Source organism: Kaistia nematophila, assembly GCF_026343855.1.
In the GTDB taxonomy this organism is placed as follows: Bacteria; Pseudomonadota; Alphaproteobacteria; order Rhizobiales; family Kaistiaceae; genus Kaistia; species Kaistia nematophila.
The window spans coordinates 158,752-171,872 of sequence record NZ_JAPKNK010000011.1; the positions used below are offsets into that span (position 1 = coordinate 158,752).

15 protein-coding genes and 2 tRNA genes are annotated in these 13,121 nt (G+C 66.8%); 3 read left to right on the forward strand and 14 right to left on the reverse strand.

Translation table 11 applies throughout. The features are described from left to right. Positions 1–26: 26 nt before the first annotated feature. The 4 genes from OSH07_RS21145 to OSH07_RS21160 form a co-directional block, all read right to left on the reverse strand. Positions 27–1,463 (reverse strand): DUF1254 domain-containing protein, encoded by a 1,437-nt coding sequence (locus tag OSH07_RS21145; RefSeq protein ID WP_266340680.1) that lies wholly within the window; start codon positions 1,461–1,463, stop codon positions 27–29. Between the two features lie 17 nt (positions 1,464–1,480). Then, complete coding sequence (locus OSH07_RS21150; protein WP_266340681.1) at positions 1,481–2,137, reverse strand: hypothetical protein; 657 nt, start codon at positions 2,135–2,137, stop codon at positions 1,481–1,483. Between the two features lie 40 nt (positions 2,138–2,177). Further along, a complete protein-coding gene (locus tag OSH07_RS21155) occupies positions 2,178–2,483 on the reverse strand; it encodes a hypothetical protein (RefSeq protein WP_266340682.1) in 306 nt (101 codons plus the stop codon). A 118-nt stretch (positions 2,484–2,601) separates the two neighbouring features. Then, complete coding sequence (locus OSH07_RS21160) at positions 2,602–2,739, reverse strand: hypothetical protein (RefSeq protein WP_266340683.1); 138 nt, start codon at positions 2,737–2,739, stop codon at positions 2,602–2,604. Between the two features lie 282 nt (positions 2,740–3,021). Here OSH07_RS21160 and OSH07_RS21165 point away from each other — a divergent pair, with 282 nt between their 5' ends. Beyond that, on the forward strand, positions 3,022–3,360 hold the full coding sequence (locus tag OSH07_RS21165) for a site-specific integrase (protein ID WP_266340684.1): 339 nt from the start codon (positions 3,022–3,024) through the stop codon (positions 3,358–3,360). 54 nt (positions 3,361–3,414) lie between these two features. Here OSH07_RS21165 and OSH07_RS21170 read toward each other — a convergent pair. The 9 genes from OSH07_RS21170 to OSH07_RS21210 form a co-directional block, all read right to left on the reverse strand. Next, positions 3,415–3,490: transfer RNA gene (locus OSH07_RS21170), tRNA-Phe, on the reverse strand. 168 nt (positions 3,491–3,658) lie between these two features. Further along, positions 3,659–3,889, reverse strand: coding sequence for a DNA gyrase inhibitor YacG (gene yacG / locus OSH07_RS21175; RefSeq protein WP_266340685.1), 231 nt, complete (start codon positions 3,887–3,889; stop codon positions 3,659–3,661). A gap of 14 nt (positions 3,890–3,903) precedes the next feature. Continuing rightward, complete coding sequence (locus tag OSH07_RS21180; protein ID WP_266340686.1) at positions 3,904–4,527, reverse strand: Maf-like protein; 624 nt, start codon at positions 4,525–4,527, stop codon at positions 3,904–3,906. Positions 4,528–4,642: 115 nt separating this feature from the next. Continuing rightward, positions 4,643–5,122, reverse strand: coding sequence for an arsenate-mycothiol transferase ArsC (locus OSH07_RS21185; protein WP_266340687.1), 480 nt, complete (start codon positions 5,120–5,122; stop codon positions 4,643–4,645). Positions 5,123–5,124: 2 nt separating this feature from the next. Beyond that, a complete protein-coding gene (locus OSH07_RS21190) occupies positions 5,125–5,616 on the reverse strand; it encodes a UPF0262 family protein (protein WP_266340688.1) in 492 nt (163 codons plus the stop codon). Between the two features lie 37 nt (positions 5,617–5,653). Beyond that, positions 5,654–6,946 (reverse strand): histidinol dehydrogenase, encoded by a 1,293-nt coding sequence (hisD, locus tag OSH07_RS21195; RefSeq protein WP_266340689.1) that lies wholly within the window; start codon positions 6,944–6,946, stop codon positions 5,654–5,656. Positions 6,947–7,054: 108 nt separating this feature from the next. Further along, a complete protein-coding gene (locus tag OSH07_RS21200) occupies positions 7,055–7,510 on the reverse strand; it encodes a DUF2948 family protein (protein WP_266340690.1) in 456 nt (151 codons plus the stop codon). 110 nt (positions 7,511–7,620) lie between these two features. After that, positions 7,621–8,910 carry a UDP-N-acetylglucosamine 1-carboxyvinyltransferase gene (murA, locus tag OSH07_RS21205; RefSeq protein ID WP_266340691.1) on the reverse strand — a complete coding sequence of 430 codons (1,290 nt, stop codon included), beginning with the start codon at positions 8,908–8,910 and terminating at the stop codon, positions 7,621–7,623. Positions 8,911–9,038: 128 nt separating this feature from the next. Next, positions 9,039–9,260 carry a hypothetical protein gene (locus OSH07_RS21210; RefSeq protein WP_266340692.1) on the reverse strand — a complete coding sequence of 74 codons (222 nt, stop codon included), beginning with the start codon at positions 9,258–9,260 and terminating at the stop codon, positions 9,039–9,041. Between the two features lie 388 nt (positions 9,261–9,648). Here OSH07_RS21210 and OSH07_RS21215 point away from each other — a divergent pair. Both OSH07_RS21215 and OSH07_RS21220 read left to right on the forward strand, forming a co-directional pair. After that, positions 9,649–9,723, forward strand: a tRNA-Thr gene (locus OSH07_RS21215). A 453-nt stretch (positions 9,724–10,176) separates the two neighbouring features. Further along, complete coding sequence (locus OSH07_RS21220; protein ID WP_266340693.1) at positions 10,177–12,714, forward strand: heavy metal translocating P-type ATPase; 2,538 nt, start codon at positions 10,177–10,179, stop codon at positions 12,712–12,714. A gap of 101 nt (positions 12,715–12,815) precedes the next feature. Here OSH07_RS21220 and OSH07_RS21225 read toward each other — a convergent pair whose 3' ends face one another. Continuing rightward, entirely contained in the window at positions 12,816–13,097 is a 282-nt protein-coding gene (locus tag OSH07_RS21225; protein WP_266340694.1) for a DUF4242 domain-containing protein, read from the reverse strand. Positions 13,098–13,121: the final 24 nt, after the last annotated feature.

A 13,121-nucleotide genomic window follows, 5' to 3' on the forward strand; every position in this document is an offset into this window, starting at 1 on the left:
TGCTGCTCTCCGATGGTTTGCCGACGTCAGCTCTTCACGACCGGCGGAATGATCCAGCTGCCGTTCAGGATCGACGGATCGTTCTCGTCCGGCCAGTAGAGGCGCATCATCAGGTAGAACTTGTCCTTCGGGGCCGGCAGCCAGTTGGACTCCTTGTCCTTGCCCGGCGACTTGTGCTGGATAAGGATATCGACGGAGCCGTCGGCATTGGCCTTGAGATCCTGTCGCGCGCTGATCGAATAGCGGTTGATCGGATTTTCGACGAAGAAGTACTTCTCATTGTACATCGTAATGGACCAGAAGCCCTTCACGGGCGGCAGCTGGCCCTTCTTGAACTTCACGACATAGTCCTCGCTGCCATTGTAGCTGCGCGAGATCATGCCGCCGCCGCCCTTGAGCGAGGTCGGATAGACCGCGTCCTGCGGGCGGTTGGCGCCGAGGCCGATCGCCGTGACCAGGGCACGCTGGATGTAGTTGGTGCCGTAGAGCCCGGTCTTGGTGGTGAAGCCCCAGCCATTGACGCTCTGCACGTCGCCGTCGCTGAACTTGAAGTGCAGCATCACCCGGTCAAAAGCGAGATCCGGCAGCCGCTTCTCGAAGAGCGGGTCGAACTTCGACTTGTCGAAATCCTGCCCCGGCACGATGCCGATGGAGGCGAACTTCTCGACTGCGGGCGCATCGGCGGCAGAAGGCGGGTTGGTCTTCATGAGCTCGCACAGGAGCGTGAAATACTCCGTGGCGGACATGCTGTTGACCTGCTCGCGCACCGCCGTCTTCATGTCGATCGACGGATCCACCTTTCCGGCCGGCGGCGTGTACGGCTTGCCCCAGGTCGAGAGCGGCTGCAGCTTGCAGGCGTCCTGGATCTTGTGGACGGCGGCATAGTCCTCCGGCGTCCCCTCGCAATAGATGCGGCCGAGCAGCCAGACGATGTTGGTCGGTGACTTGTACTCGACCACGCCGTCCGGCAGCGTGCCGGACCAGCCGGGGCCGGTGATGGCGAAGGTCAGCCCCTTCTCGCCGGTCGTGCGCGAGCCCGGCACCTGGAAGACATTGGTCCAGCCGTCGAGCATCGGAAACAGGAAGTACCGATCGCCCATGTCCGGGAATTCGAACACCCAGGGCTCCGCGCCAACGTCGACGAACGCCGTCGTGTAGAGCGTGTCCGCATTCGGCGCCGTCACGTCGGTGAACGAGGCATCCGGATATTGCCGGAGCTTGATGAGATGGCCCATCGGGGCGCGCGTACCCTTGGCCTCCACCACGTTCGTGACGACGCGACGCGTCATCTCCATCGTCACCAGCGGATAGCCGTAGATGTAGGCGTCGACGCCCGTCCAGAAGTCCTCGCGGCCGGCGATGACGTCGGAGAGCGGGCCGTCCAGTGCGAAGGCGGGCGAGATCGCCGCGGATCCGAGCAGGCCGGCGCCCAGCAGGGTCGCGGTGCGGCGTGTGATATCCATGATCGTGGCTCCTTCAATCAGTAGGGACGATAGGGCGGGTAATAGGGATAGGGCGGATAGACTGGGTACGGCGCGTATGCCGGCGGATAGCGGTAGGCGGCACCTGCCGCGGCGCCGGCGTAGAACGCGCCGCGATAGGCCGTCCGCCGCGCTACGCCAGCAAAGGACAGCGGCGTCAGCGGCATACCGATGATGTCGATGAACACCGAGGCCGGACCGGCCGCGTTGCCGAGGTCCCCTTCCAGCACGGCAACGTCGAAGACGATGTTGGCGCCATCGGCCTTCGGGGAGAGGAGCGTCACCACGGCGTCCTTGACCTTGGAGCCGTCCTCGTCGAATACCGAGACGGTGGCGTTCGGCGGATCCTTGGCGAAGCTGTCCGATCCGGTGGCCCATTCCTCGAGCAGGTGGGCGGTCAGCGCATGGCCGGCGGCGCGCACCGGGCGGTCGGCGAAGATGATCGCGTTGGGCGCTGCGCCGATCAAGGTCAGCTTGCTGCCCTCCAGCTTGGCTCCGGCGGCGTTCATGACGATCAGCGACGGCTCGATCTGCGTCTTGGCGCTGCCGCCGATCGGCTTCTGCGCCGGCGCCTGGATCGCGTCCTGCGCCAGAGCCTCCGGTGCGGCTGCCAGTGCGCAAAGCAGCGCCGCAACCGATAGTAGGTCTCGCTTCATGCTCGTTCTCCTTGCTTGCCGTTGGTGCGGCGCAGCCGCTTCAGCAGTCGGACCGGTTGGTCCGACTGAAAGACGCGATCCGCGCGTGGCGCAGTTCGCTATCGATCTCTTTCAAGGCCCAGCGAACAAAGCCAAGCCACTCGAGCCGGCGTTCGGCGCGCAGCGCGACATCGAGGCGATCCACTGTCCATAGCGCGACCTCGGCTTCGGCCAGTTCGTCACAAATGTCCCTGAAGAGCTCGCTTTCGCGCGCCAGCGCCTTGATGTCGTCTGCCTGCGTCGGGAAGTGGCGGATGGCGGCCTCTATGCCGTCCGGCCCCGCGCCTGCCTCCTCCTCGGTTGCCATGTTGAACTCCAGCTCACCTGTCGTTCACCTCGGGATCGCAGCGCATTTGCGGCTTCGTCGGCCTCCTGCCGGTGGCGCCCCCTCCCATGCTGCCACCGGAAACAGGCCGAAGCAGGCGTCAGGGACAGATCACGTCCGTCGTGCCGCCAGCACCGGTGGAGACGCACTTCGAGAGTCCGCCACCGCCGGAGGATTGGTTGCTCTGGCAGGCTGCAAGCGCCAGCGTGCAGAGTACGAGAACCAATGCAGTCTTCATGTAGATCTCCTTGCCGGAAGATAAACCCAGGCGGTCGCGGCTCCCCAACCCCGCTCCGCCCCTATTCCAGCGACCCGGAGCGGTCGTCGGGAGGTTTCAAGCGTCCGGGCGTCATGGAGATGCTCGCCACCTGAGGAAGATATAGAGCGAAACCCGGCGCTCGATGCGTAAGCTTACGCAGTGTTCGTGGTAACAAACGCAATAGTGCGGTGGTTTGCGCCCTCCGGGTGCAGCGCAGCAGAACCGCCGCCAGCCTTGCCGAGCAGCCGCCAGGGGCAGCGGTTGTGGGGCCTGGACAGAACCGGCGCCAGTCGTCCAGCACGGATGGAGCCGCTACCGAACAGGCTAAAGCGCCTGCGCGATGTGGGCTGCCAGCTTGTCCATGCCACTCCCACATTGGCGAGGAAGCGGCGCGACGAGGCCGGGCTTGAGGATTGCCGTGCCCATGGACTTCGAAAGGCGGCCACCGCGCGTCTTGCAGAAATCGACTGCCCCGATGCCGACATCATGTCGATCGCCGGCCAAACCACATACAAGGAGATCGACCGCTACACGAGGGGCGTGCGCCAGCGCCGCCTCGCCGACAACGTCGTGGTGGGGATGAACAAGACGTCGGAATAGCTGGAAATCCCAGCTCGGGAAATTCCGATCTAACCTATCGATTTCAAAGGAAAATGGTGCCCGGAGGCGGATTCGAACCACCGACACGCGGATTTTCAATCCGCTGCTCTACCAACTGAGCTATCCGGGCGCCGGCGACCGGCGCCGCAAGGGCGTCTCAATCGCGAAGACAGGTGCCTTATAGGCGACGGCCCCTAGCCTGTCCAGAGGCCGACGCAGGAAGAATGCAGCCTGTGAACAACCCGCATCGCGGATCGAAAACCGGGCTGACGCGGGCCGCCGGAAGCATGGCGCCGGCTTACTCGTCCTCGTCGTCGCCGGCGTCGCGCTCGACCACCGGAATCGCGTAGGCGCCAGACAGCCAGCGATGCAGGTCGATGTCCTTGCAGCGTTTCGAGCAGAAGGGATAGAAGGCGCGCACCGTCTCCTTGCCGCAATTGGCGCAGCGCCGCGGCGCGCGCAACGGCAGGATCTCCGCGCTCTGCGGCGCGGCCGGCGTCCCGGTTGCCGGCTTCTTGGACTCAGTCATCGGTCTGCCCTTCCTCAGGCTGGCCCGAGCCAACCCTTGCGGACGGGAAAGCCTTCCCCGTCGAGCATCGCGATCGTCTCGTAGAGCGGCAAGCCGACCACGGAGGAATAGGAGCCGACCAGCTTGACGACGAAGGTTCCGGCAAGGCCCTGGATCGCGTAGCCGCCCGCCTTGTCGCGCCATTCTCCGGATCCGAGATAGGTATCGATCTCCTGCCGGCCAAGACGCTTGAAGCGTACCTTGCTCTCGACCAGGCGCTGGCGGACGGAGCCCTTTGGCGTCAGCAGGCAGACCGCCGTGTAGACGCGGTGGGAGCGGCCGGAGAGCAGACGGATGCATTCGGCTGCCTGGTCGTGGAACTCGGCCTTCGGCAGGATGCGGCGGCCGACCGCCACCACCGTATCGGCGGCGAGAATGTAGCTGTCGGCGAACTCCGGCGTGCGCGCCGCCATGGCGCGCGCCGCGTCGGCCTTGCTGCGGGCGAGCCGCTTGGCAAGGCTGCGCGGCAGCTCGTTCTTCAGCGGGCTCTCATCGACGGAAGTGGGCAGAAGGCTGTCCGGCTCCAATCCTGCCTGGGCGAGGAGTTGCAGCCGTCGCGGGCTGCCCGATGCAAGCAGGAGTTTGGCGGTGCCTGTCATTCTTCCGTCCGGTCGATGTTGCTGATGGCGCCGCGCGAAGACGCGGCTTTCGGCAGAGCGGCGGGACCGTAGCCGAATTGCCGGGGTAAAGAAACTGATCGCCGGAATATGGCCCCTACCCGCTCGGCAGCGGCGCCCAGCCGAAGCGATCCTTGATGCGCCGGCGCAACTGGTCGCGCACGTCACGATAGGCGTCGAGCCGCTGCTCACGAGTACCGTCGACCAGCGTCGGATCCGGCATCGGCCAGTACTCCACCGTCACCGCCATGGTGCGCGTCAGCTCCAGCGCGCGGTGGTGCGCCTGCGGCGATAGCGTCACGACGAGATCGAAATTGGTATCCTCGAGCTCCTCGATGGTATGCGGCCGGTGCCTTGTGAGGTCGAGGCCGCTCTCCTCCATCACCACGGCGACGAACGGATCCACCTCGCCCTTGCGGACGCCGGCGGAGGCGACATAGAGGCGCGGAAAGAGCTGGGCGGCGATCGCCGCCGCCATCGGCGAGCGGATCGCGTTCATGCCGCACATGAAAAGAACCGAGGTCGGGGGCCGCGCATCGCGGGGCTCGAACACACCCGGAGCGTCGGCGGCGGCCAAGCTCAGCCTTTCCAGTGCAAGGCGCAGACCAGCGTGAACAGCCGCCGCGCCGTCTCGAAATCGACCAGGATCTTGCCAGCGAGCCGCTGCATCAGCAGGCGCGAGCCGTCGTCGTGCACGCCGCGCCGGCCCATGTCGATCGTCTCGATCTGGCTCGGCGTCGCCGTGCGGATGGCAGCGTAATAGCTGTCGCAGATCAGGAAATAGTCGCGGACGATCTTGCGGAGCGGCGTCAGCGACAGGGCATGCAGGATCAGCGGCGCGTCGTTCTCGTCGCGAACGTCGAAGACGAGCCGGTTCTCGCGAATGGCAAGATGGAGCCGATAGCCGCCGGCCGGGTAGTCCGGCAGGGTGAAGCGGTTGTCCTCGACCAGATCATAGATGGCGATCTTGCGCTCATGGTCGACATCGGCCGAGACGCGCCCGAGCGTCGCGCCGTCGAGATCGACGGCAACCAGCTTGCCAGCGATCTCGGGCTCGGAGGCATTGGCCATGTCGGGTTCCGCGTTCATCGATCGGCGATCGATCCTGCTACAGATTGAGCCGGATCGCCACCGAACGCGCATGCGCGCCGAGGCCTTCGGCTTCGGCGAGCGCGATCGCCGCCGGGCCGAGGACGCGAAGCTGCTCGGCGCCGGTGCGCAGGATCGAGGTGCGCTTCATGAAATCGAGCACGGAAAGCCCGGAAGAGAAGCGCGCCGAGCGCGCCGTCGGCAGGACGTGGTTGGAACCGCCGACATAATCGCCGATCACTTCCGGCGTGGTGCGGCCGACGAAGATGGCGCCGGCATTGCGCACCTTCCGTACCAGCGGCTCGGGATCGGCGACGGCGATCTCCAGATGCTCGGGCGCCATGCGATCGGAAAGCGGCACGGCGTCGTCGAGCGAGGCGACGACGATGACGGCGCCGAAATCGCGCCAACTCGCCGCCGCGGTCTCGCCGCGCGGCAGCGTCTTCAGCTGACGCTCGACGGCGGCCTCGACCGCATCGGCGAGCTTCGGATCATCGGTCATCAGGATCGACTGCGCCGCCGTGTCGTGCTCGGCCTGGGCGAGCAGGTCAGCGGCGATCCAGTCCGGATCATTGTCGCCATCGGCAATGACCAGCACTTCCGACGGGCCGGCGATCATGTCGATGCCGACGGTGCCGAACACCTGGCGCTTCGCCGCCGCGACATAGGCATTGCCGGGGCCAACGATCTTGTAGACGGGCTTGATGGTGTCCGTGCCAAAGGCCAGCGCCGCCACCGCCTGCGCACCGCCGATGCGATAGAGCTCGTCGACGCCGGCAAGGCGCGCCGCCACCAGAACCAACGGATTGATGACGCCATCCGGGGTCGGCACCACCATGACGAGGCGATCGACGCCCGCGACCTTGGCCGGCACCGCATTCATCAGCACCGAGCTCGGGTAAGAGGCAGTACCGCCCGGGACATAGAGCCCGACCGCCTCGATCGCCGTCCAGCGCGAGCCGAGCTCGACGCCGAGCGCATCGGTATAGCGGTCGTCGACCGGCTTCTGGCGGGCATGGTGCGACTGGATGCGGTCGCGCGCCAGCACGAGGGCGGCGCGGGTCTTCTCGTCGACGAGCTTCTCGGCCGCCTCGAACTCGGCCTCCGAGACGCGCAGCGCGCCGGCCGCCAGCTGCAGCCGGTCGAAGCGCGCCGTGTAGTCGAGCACGGCGGCGTCGCCGCGCGCCCGCACGTCGGCGAGGATGCCGCGCACCGTGGCGTCGACGTCTTCCGACACTTCGCGCTTGGCGGCGAGCAGCGCGCGGAAGCGCGTTTCGAAATCGGGATCGGTGTGGGACAGGCGAATGGCCAAGACGTCGGCTCCTCAGATCAGAGCGACGTCTCTAGCGCGGTTCGGGCGGAGGGGAAAGGCCGCAGGCGCGTTCCGGCGCATCGGGGCGAACCGGGACACGCGATCCGCTCAGGCGAACTGTTCGTCGAGGCTGTGCTCGGGGCAGCACTGGGTCGACCAGGCCGGACCGAGATCGCGCACCGCCGCCTCGATGCATTCGACGTCGAGCGCGATGGCGCCGCCGCCAGCGAAGATGAGCGTGATGGTGCCGGCCGGTTCTTCGCGCGGCTCGAAAGCGATGGCGAGAAGATCGAGAACCGCGTCGGGGCGACTGCGGTCTATGCCGACAGAGCGGACCGCAAGGACACGGTCAAAATGGAAGCCGGAACGACGACGCTCCCAGCTCTTCTTGTGCGCACCGGCTTCGGGCTGCTTTTCCCAGACGAAGCGGTTGATGACGCCGGCAAAACGCTTCTCCTTCGGAATGAAGGCGATGTCGCCAACCTTCAGCACCGCGTCCTGTACATGCGCGGATACGACGGCGAGGTCTTCAGCGTCGAACGCGGCGAGTTTAAGCTGATCCATGAGGACACCTGTCGGCCTGTTTACTTGAAACGACAGGTAGGAACTGTGTGGCGCGATCGCAACAGGTGAATCGCGCCACGACGCTCCCGAACGTCATTTCGCGCCGGATATCAGCCGGAAATCCGCTCGATCGTCGCGCCGCAGCGCGACAGCTTGTCCTCGAGCCGCTCGAAACCGCGGTCGAGATGATAGACGCGGTTGACGATCGTCTCGCCTTCCGCGGCAAGTCCGGCGATGACGAGCGACACCGAGGCGCGCAGATCCGTCGCCATCACCGGCGCGCCCTTCAGGCGCGGCACGCCGACGACGGTCGCCTTCTGGCCGTCGAGATGGATCTCGGCGCCGAAGCGGGCGAGCTCCTGCACATGCATGAAGCGATTCTCGAAGATCGTCTCGCGGATCACCGAGGTGCCGTCCGCCCGCGTCACCAGCGCCATCAGCTGTGCCTGCAGGTCGGTCGGGAAGCCCGGGAACGGCTCGGTCGAGATGTTGACCGGACGCAGGTCGGCGCCGTTGCGGTAGACGCGCAGGCCTTCATTGGTCTCTGTGATCTCGGCGCCGACCTCGCGCAGGATCTCGATCGGCCGCGTCAGCGTGTCGGCGCGCGCGCCTTCGAGCAGCACGTCGCCGCCGGTCATCGTTACAGCCATGGCGTAGGTGCCCGCCTCGATGCGGTCCGGCATGACCGAATGGCGGGCGCCGTTCAGACGGCTGACGCCCTCGACGCGGATCGTCGACGTGCCGGCGCCCGTGATCCGGGCGCCCATCTTGATCAGGCACTCCGCGAGATCGACGACTTCCGGCTCGCGCGCGGCGTTCTCGATGATCGTCTCGCCCTTGGCGAGCGTCGCCGCCATCAGCGTGACATGGGTCGCGCCGACCGTCACCTTCGGGAAGATGATGCGGGCGCCCTGCAGGCCGTTCGGAGCGCGGGCGATGACATAGCCGCCCTCGATGTCGATCTCGGCGCCCATGGCCTGCAGCGCCTCGAGAAAGAGGTCGACGGGGCGCGTGCCAATGGCGCAGCCGCCGGGCAGCGAGACCTTGGCGAAACCTTCGCGCGCCAGGAGCGGGCCGATGACCCAGAAGCTCGCGCGCATGGCCGAGACCAACTCATAGGGCGCCGTGGTGTCGACGATGGTGCGGGCGGTCAGGTGCACGGTCTCGCCGGAAAGCTCGGCCTCGCCGAGGCGCTTGCCGGCGACCGTCATGTCGACGCCGTGATTGCCGAGGATGCGCTTCAGCTGCGCGACGTCGGCGAGACGCGGCAGATTGGCGAGCGTCAGCGTCTCGTCGGTCAGGAGGCTCGCGATCATCAGCGGCAGCGCGGCGTTCTTGGCGCCGGAGATCGGGATCGAACCGTTCAGACGCGCGCCACCGACAATGCGGATTCTGTCCATGACCTGCCAAGCCTTTCCGAAACGATGGAACGAGCGGTGGCGCCCCGTGAAGTGCCCCCGAATGAATGGACTGTCGCTCTAATCCAGGAATGAGGCCGATACAAGGAAAAGCCGGCGTCGCAACCCCTTCATTCCGATGGATCGTCCCCGTCGCCCGCCATGGCGGCGCGCGCCGCGGCCTTGCGGCGGGCGAGATTGGTTCGCAGCGCCGCCGCCAGGCGATCCTCACGCTCCCTGGCGGCGCGGGCGGCCGGGCTCGGCCGCCCGGAGGCGGGCGCGGCGGCATCCGCCGGATCGGCGGAAGGATTCTTCGCGGAAGCGGTCGGTTCGGTGTCGGGCTTGCGTGTCATGGCCGTTTCGGATCATCAGCAGGAAAGAGGGAATCATATACGGCGCAAGAGCGTCGCGGTCCAAGGCCGACGGACCGCATCGCCGAAACCCCGCCCCGGCATCGGAAGCGGACCTGTCGGCGGCAGCCGGGCCACCGTTCCCGCAGCACGACCCTGCCCGGCCAGCCCCGCTCCGAAGCTCTGACGGATGCCAATCTGCGGCAGCGCTCGAAGAGAGGAGCGCCCCCGGAAATGCTGAGCCGCCATCCACAGATGCAGGCCCGATCCCGGCGCTTTGCCACCTCTATCCACATTTCCACCGCGAAAGGCTGGAGAGTTGTCGACAGGCGCTTGATCCCGCCGCCCCGCTGTGGCAATAGACCGCCGTCCGGGCGACACGCCCGCCGGCGCTGCAGTAGCTCAGTGGTAGAGCACACCATTGGTAATGGTGAGGTCGAGAGTTCAATCCTCTCTTGCAGCACCATCCTTTCCCCCTGAAACCAAACGTCGTTCCGTAAGATCTGCAGTAAGCAGACGGGTTTTGGCTCGTCATTCTGCAGGTGATTGGCCGCGAAGGATGACCGCGCCGACGTCGACGTTGCGCAACTCCGGTTGATCATGACCCATCGTTGCATCCAGCATGGATGCTCCCGCGACGAGGTGTCGATGGCCGCCTCCAATGTCGACATGGACAAGGTCCCGACCTTCGCCGATTCGCGAGGGTTCCATAACTCGTTGCGCCAGAACCATGCTTCCGAGACGGAGGTGTAAATCAAGCTGCACAAGAAGGCCTTCGTCGCGGTGCTCGGCGCGGCGAAACCATCCATCCGCAGAAGAAATGGGCGGACGACCGGGTGAAGCCTGGTGCGATATTTGGGCTTGACCTTCCCATCATGGGAACCCGCAGGCTCCCGACCTGCAATTGCGGGAGACCGACATGACTGTCACGACCACGACCGCGCCTGACAAGATCTCGACTGCCGAGACGGGGCCTGCGAACACCGGACCTGCCGGGGCCGATGCCGAAACGCGCGCGCATGGCGGCGCGGGTCCTTCCGGGCACTCGCACCCTTCCACGCCCGGACATCCGCATGGCCACGGCAGCGCGGAGGCGACAGGCGGCGAGGCGAAACGGGTGAAGGATCCCGTCTGCGGCATGGACGTCGATCCGGAGGCGACGGCGTTTCGCGCCCGCTTCGAAGGCGCCGACTATTTCTTCTGCTCGAGCGGCTGCCGGTCGAAATTCATGGCGGAGCCGGGCCGCTATGCCCTCGGCGGCCATCACAGTGGTCACAACCACGATCACGATCACGGCCCCATGCCGGCCAGTGCAGCGGCCCAGCCGGCCGGAGAAGCGGCAGAAGGCGCAACCTACACCTGCCCGATGCACCCCGAAATCCGGCAGATCGGCCCGGGGAACTGCCCGATTTGCGGCATGGCGCTGGAGCCGGTTCTCGTCACGGCCGACGAGGGACCGAGCGAGGAACTGCGCGACATGACGCGGCGGTTCTGGGTCGGCCTCACGCTGGCGCTGCCGGTATTCCTGCTCGAGATGGGCGGTCATATCTTCAACATCGGCCATCTGATCGGCGGCACGGCGTCGAACTGGATCCAGCTGCTCCTCGCCACGCCGGTGGTGCTCTGGGCCGGATGGCCGTTTTTCGTGCGCGGCTGGCACTCGCTCGTCAACCGCTCGCTGAACATGTTCACGCTGATCGCGATGGGGACCGGCATCGCCTGGGTCTACAGCATCGTCGCGACGCTGGCGCCCGGCCTGTTCCCGCCCGCCTTCCAGGGCCATGACGGCTCCGTCGCCGTCTATTTCGAGGCGGCCGCCGTCATCACCGTGCTGGTGCTGCTCGGCCAGGTGCTGGAACTGCGCGCCCGCGAGCAGACCTCCGGCGCGATCAAGGCGCTGCTCAACCTCGCCCCGGCGACGGCCCGACGGATCGGCGCCGACGGCAACGAGGAAGAGATCGAGCTCGGCCATGTCGAGGTCGGCGACCGGCTGCGCGTGCGCCCCGGCGACAAGGTGCCGCTCGATGGCGAGGTGCTGGAGGGACGCTCCAATGTCGATGAATCGATGGTGACGGGCGAGCCGCTCGCGGTCGCCAAGTCGACCGGCGCCAAGGTCATCGGCGGCACGCTGAACGGCCAGGGCTCGTTCATCATGCGGGCCGAGAAGGTCGGCGCCGATACCATGCTGGCGCAGATCGTCCAGATGGTGGCGAAGGCGCAGCGCTCGCGCGCGCCGATCCAGCGGCTGGCCGACACGGTGTCGTCCTGGTTCGTGCCGATCGTCGTGCTGGTGGCGCTAGCCGCCTTCGCCGCCTGGGCGATCTGGGGACCCTCTCCCGCCATGGCCTATGGCCTGATCGCGGCGGTCAGCGTGCTCATTATCGCCTGCCCCTGCGCGCTCGGCCTCGCCACGCCGATGTCGATCATGGTCGGCGTCGGACGCGGCGCCCAGGCCGGCGTGCTGATCAAGAACGCCGAGGCGCTGGAGCGGATGGAGAAGGTCGATGTTCTCGTCGTCGACAAGACCGGCACGTTGACCGAAGGCCGGCCACGCGTTGTGGCGATCCGGCCGGCGGCGAGCCTTTCGGAAGCCGAACTGCTGCGGCTCGCGGCCAGCGTCGAACAGGCGAGCGAACATCCGCTGGCGGCCGCGATCGTCGCCGCCGCGAAAGAGCGCGGGCAGCCGCTCGATCCGGTCGAGGACTTCGATTCGCCGACCGGCAAGGGCGTCGTCGGCAAGGTCGGCGGCCGTACCGTCGCGCTCGGCAATGCGGCCTATCTCGCCGAACTCGGCGTCGACGTCGCGGCGATCGAGGCCGAGGCGGACCGGCTGCGCGGCGACGGCGCCACGGCCCTTCTCGCCGCCGTCGACGGCCAACCGGCCGGCGTGCTCGCCATCGCCGATCCCGTCAAGGAAACGACGCCGGCAGCGATCCGCGCGCTGCACGAGGCCGGCATCCGCATCGTCATGCTGACCGGCGACAACCGCACCACGGCCGAAGCGGTGGCGCGACGGCTGGGCATAGACGAGGTGAAGGCGGAAGTGCTGCCGGAGGACAAGGGCAACATCGTCGCCGCCTTCCGGGCCGAGGGCAAGGTCGTTGCGATGGCGGGCGACGGCGTCAACGACGCGCCGGCGCTGGCAGCGGCCGATGTCGGCATCGCCATGGGCACGGGAACGGACGTGGCGATGGAGAGCGCCGGGGTGACGCTCCTGCGCGGCGACCTGATGGGCATCGTGCAGGCCCGAAAGCTCAGCCAGGCGACGATGGGCAACATCCGCCAGAACCTGTTCTTCGCCTTTATCTACAACGCCGCCGGCATACCGGTGGCGGCCGGCCTGCTCTATCCGATCCTGGGGGTGCTTCTGTCGCCGGTGATCGCGGCGGCGGCGATGGCGCTCTCGTCCTTCAGCGTCATCGTCAACGCGCTGCGGCTGCGTGTGACAAAGATCTGAGGCCTGATGACAGGACATCCCGGGCGAGGCCCGGGATGTCCATTTCGGCCGGAGCGCGCGCAGCCGGTCGATGGGGTTCGTCCGACCGGCCAGGCAGCGTCTCAGAGGCCGCCCCGTGCGGTTTCGGGACCGATGCGCGTCTTCACCTCGGTCACCTTGTCGGCGGGAAAGCCGCCTTCGCGGGCGTGGCGATGGATGACGTCGGCGCTCTCCGCCTCGTGGACGCAATAGATGGTGTCGCCGGCGACATAGCTGGTCACCCAGTTATAGGGTTCGCCCAGCGCCGCCACCGTGGCGTTCGACTTGCAGGCGATCGCGCGAAGCTCGGCTTCGGAAAGCTGGCTCGCGCCGGGAACATTCCGCTCGATAATGAACTGCTTCATTCTTTCTCCTCTCTGGATCACTGG

What these genes read in the sequence shown, in the direction of transcription:
- OSH07_RS21145 (WP_266340680.1), bottom strand. Translation starts at nt 1,463, where the DNA reads ATGGATATCACACGCCGCACCGCGACCCTGCTGGGCGCCGGCCTGCTC.
- OSH07_RS21150 (WP_266340681.1), bottom strand. Translation starts at nt 2,137, where the DNA reads ATGAAGCGAGACCTACTATCGGTTGCGGCGCTGCTTTGCGCACTGGCA.
- OSH07_RS21155 (WP_266340682.1), bottom strand. Translation starts at nt 2,483, where the DNA reads ATGGCAACCGAGGAGGAGGCAGGCGCGGGGCCGGACGGCATAGAGGCC.
- OSH07_RS21160 (WP_266340683.1), bottom strand. Translation starts at nt 2,739, where the DNA reads ATGAAGACTGCATTGGTTCTCGTACTCTGCACGCTGGCGCTTGCAGCC.
- yacG (WP_266340685.1), bottom strand. Translation starts at nt 3,889, where the DNA reads ATGACTGAGTCCAAGAAGCCGGCAACCGGGACGCCGGCCGCGCCGCAG.
- OSH07_RS21180 (WP_266340686.1), bottom strand. Translation starts at nt 4,527, where the DNA reads ATGACAGGCACCGCCAAACTCCTGCTTGCATCGGGCAGCCCGCGACGG.
- OSH07_RS21190 (WP_266340688.1), bottom strand. Translation starts at nt 5,616, where the DNA reads ATGGCCAATGCCTCCGAGCCCGAGATCGCTGGCAAGCTGGTTGCCGTC.
- OSH07_RS21200 (WP_266340690.1), bottom strand. Translation starts at nt 7,510, where the DNA reads ATGGATCAGCTTAAACTCGCCGCGTTCGACGCTGAAGACCTCGCCGTC.
- murA (WP_266340691.1), bottom strand. Translation starts at nt 8,910, where the DNA reads ATGGACAGAATCCGCATTGTCGGTGGCGCGCGTCTGAACGGTTCGATC.
- OSH07_RS21210 (WP_266340692.1), bottom strand. Translation starts at nt 9,260, where the DNA reads ATGACACGCAAGCCCGACACCGAACCGACCGCTTCCGCGAAGAATCCT.
- OSH07_RS21220 (WP_266340693.1), top strand. Translation starts at nt 10,177, where the DNA reads ATGACTGTCACGACCACGACCGCGCCTGACAAGATCTCGACTGCCGAG.
- OSH07_RS21225 (WP_266340694.1), bottom strand. Translation starts at nt 13,097, where the DNA reads ATGAAGCAGTTCATTATCGAGCGGAATGTTCCCGGCGCGAGCCAGCTT.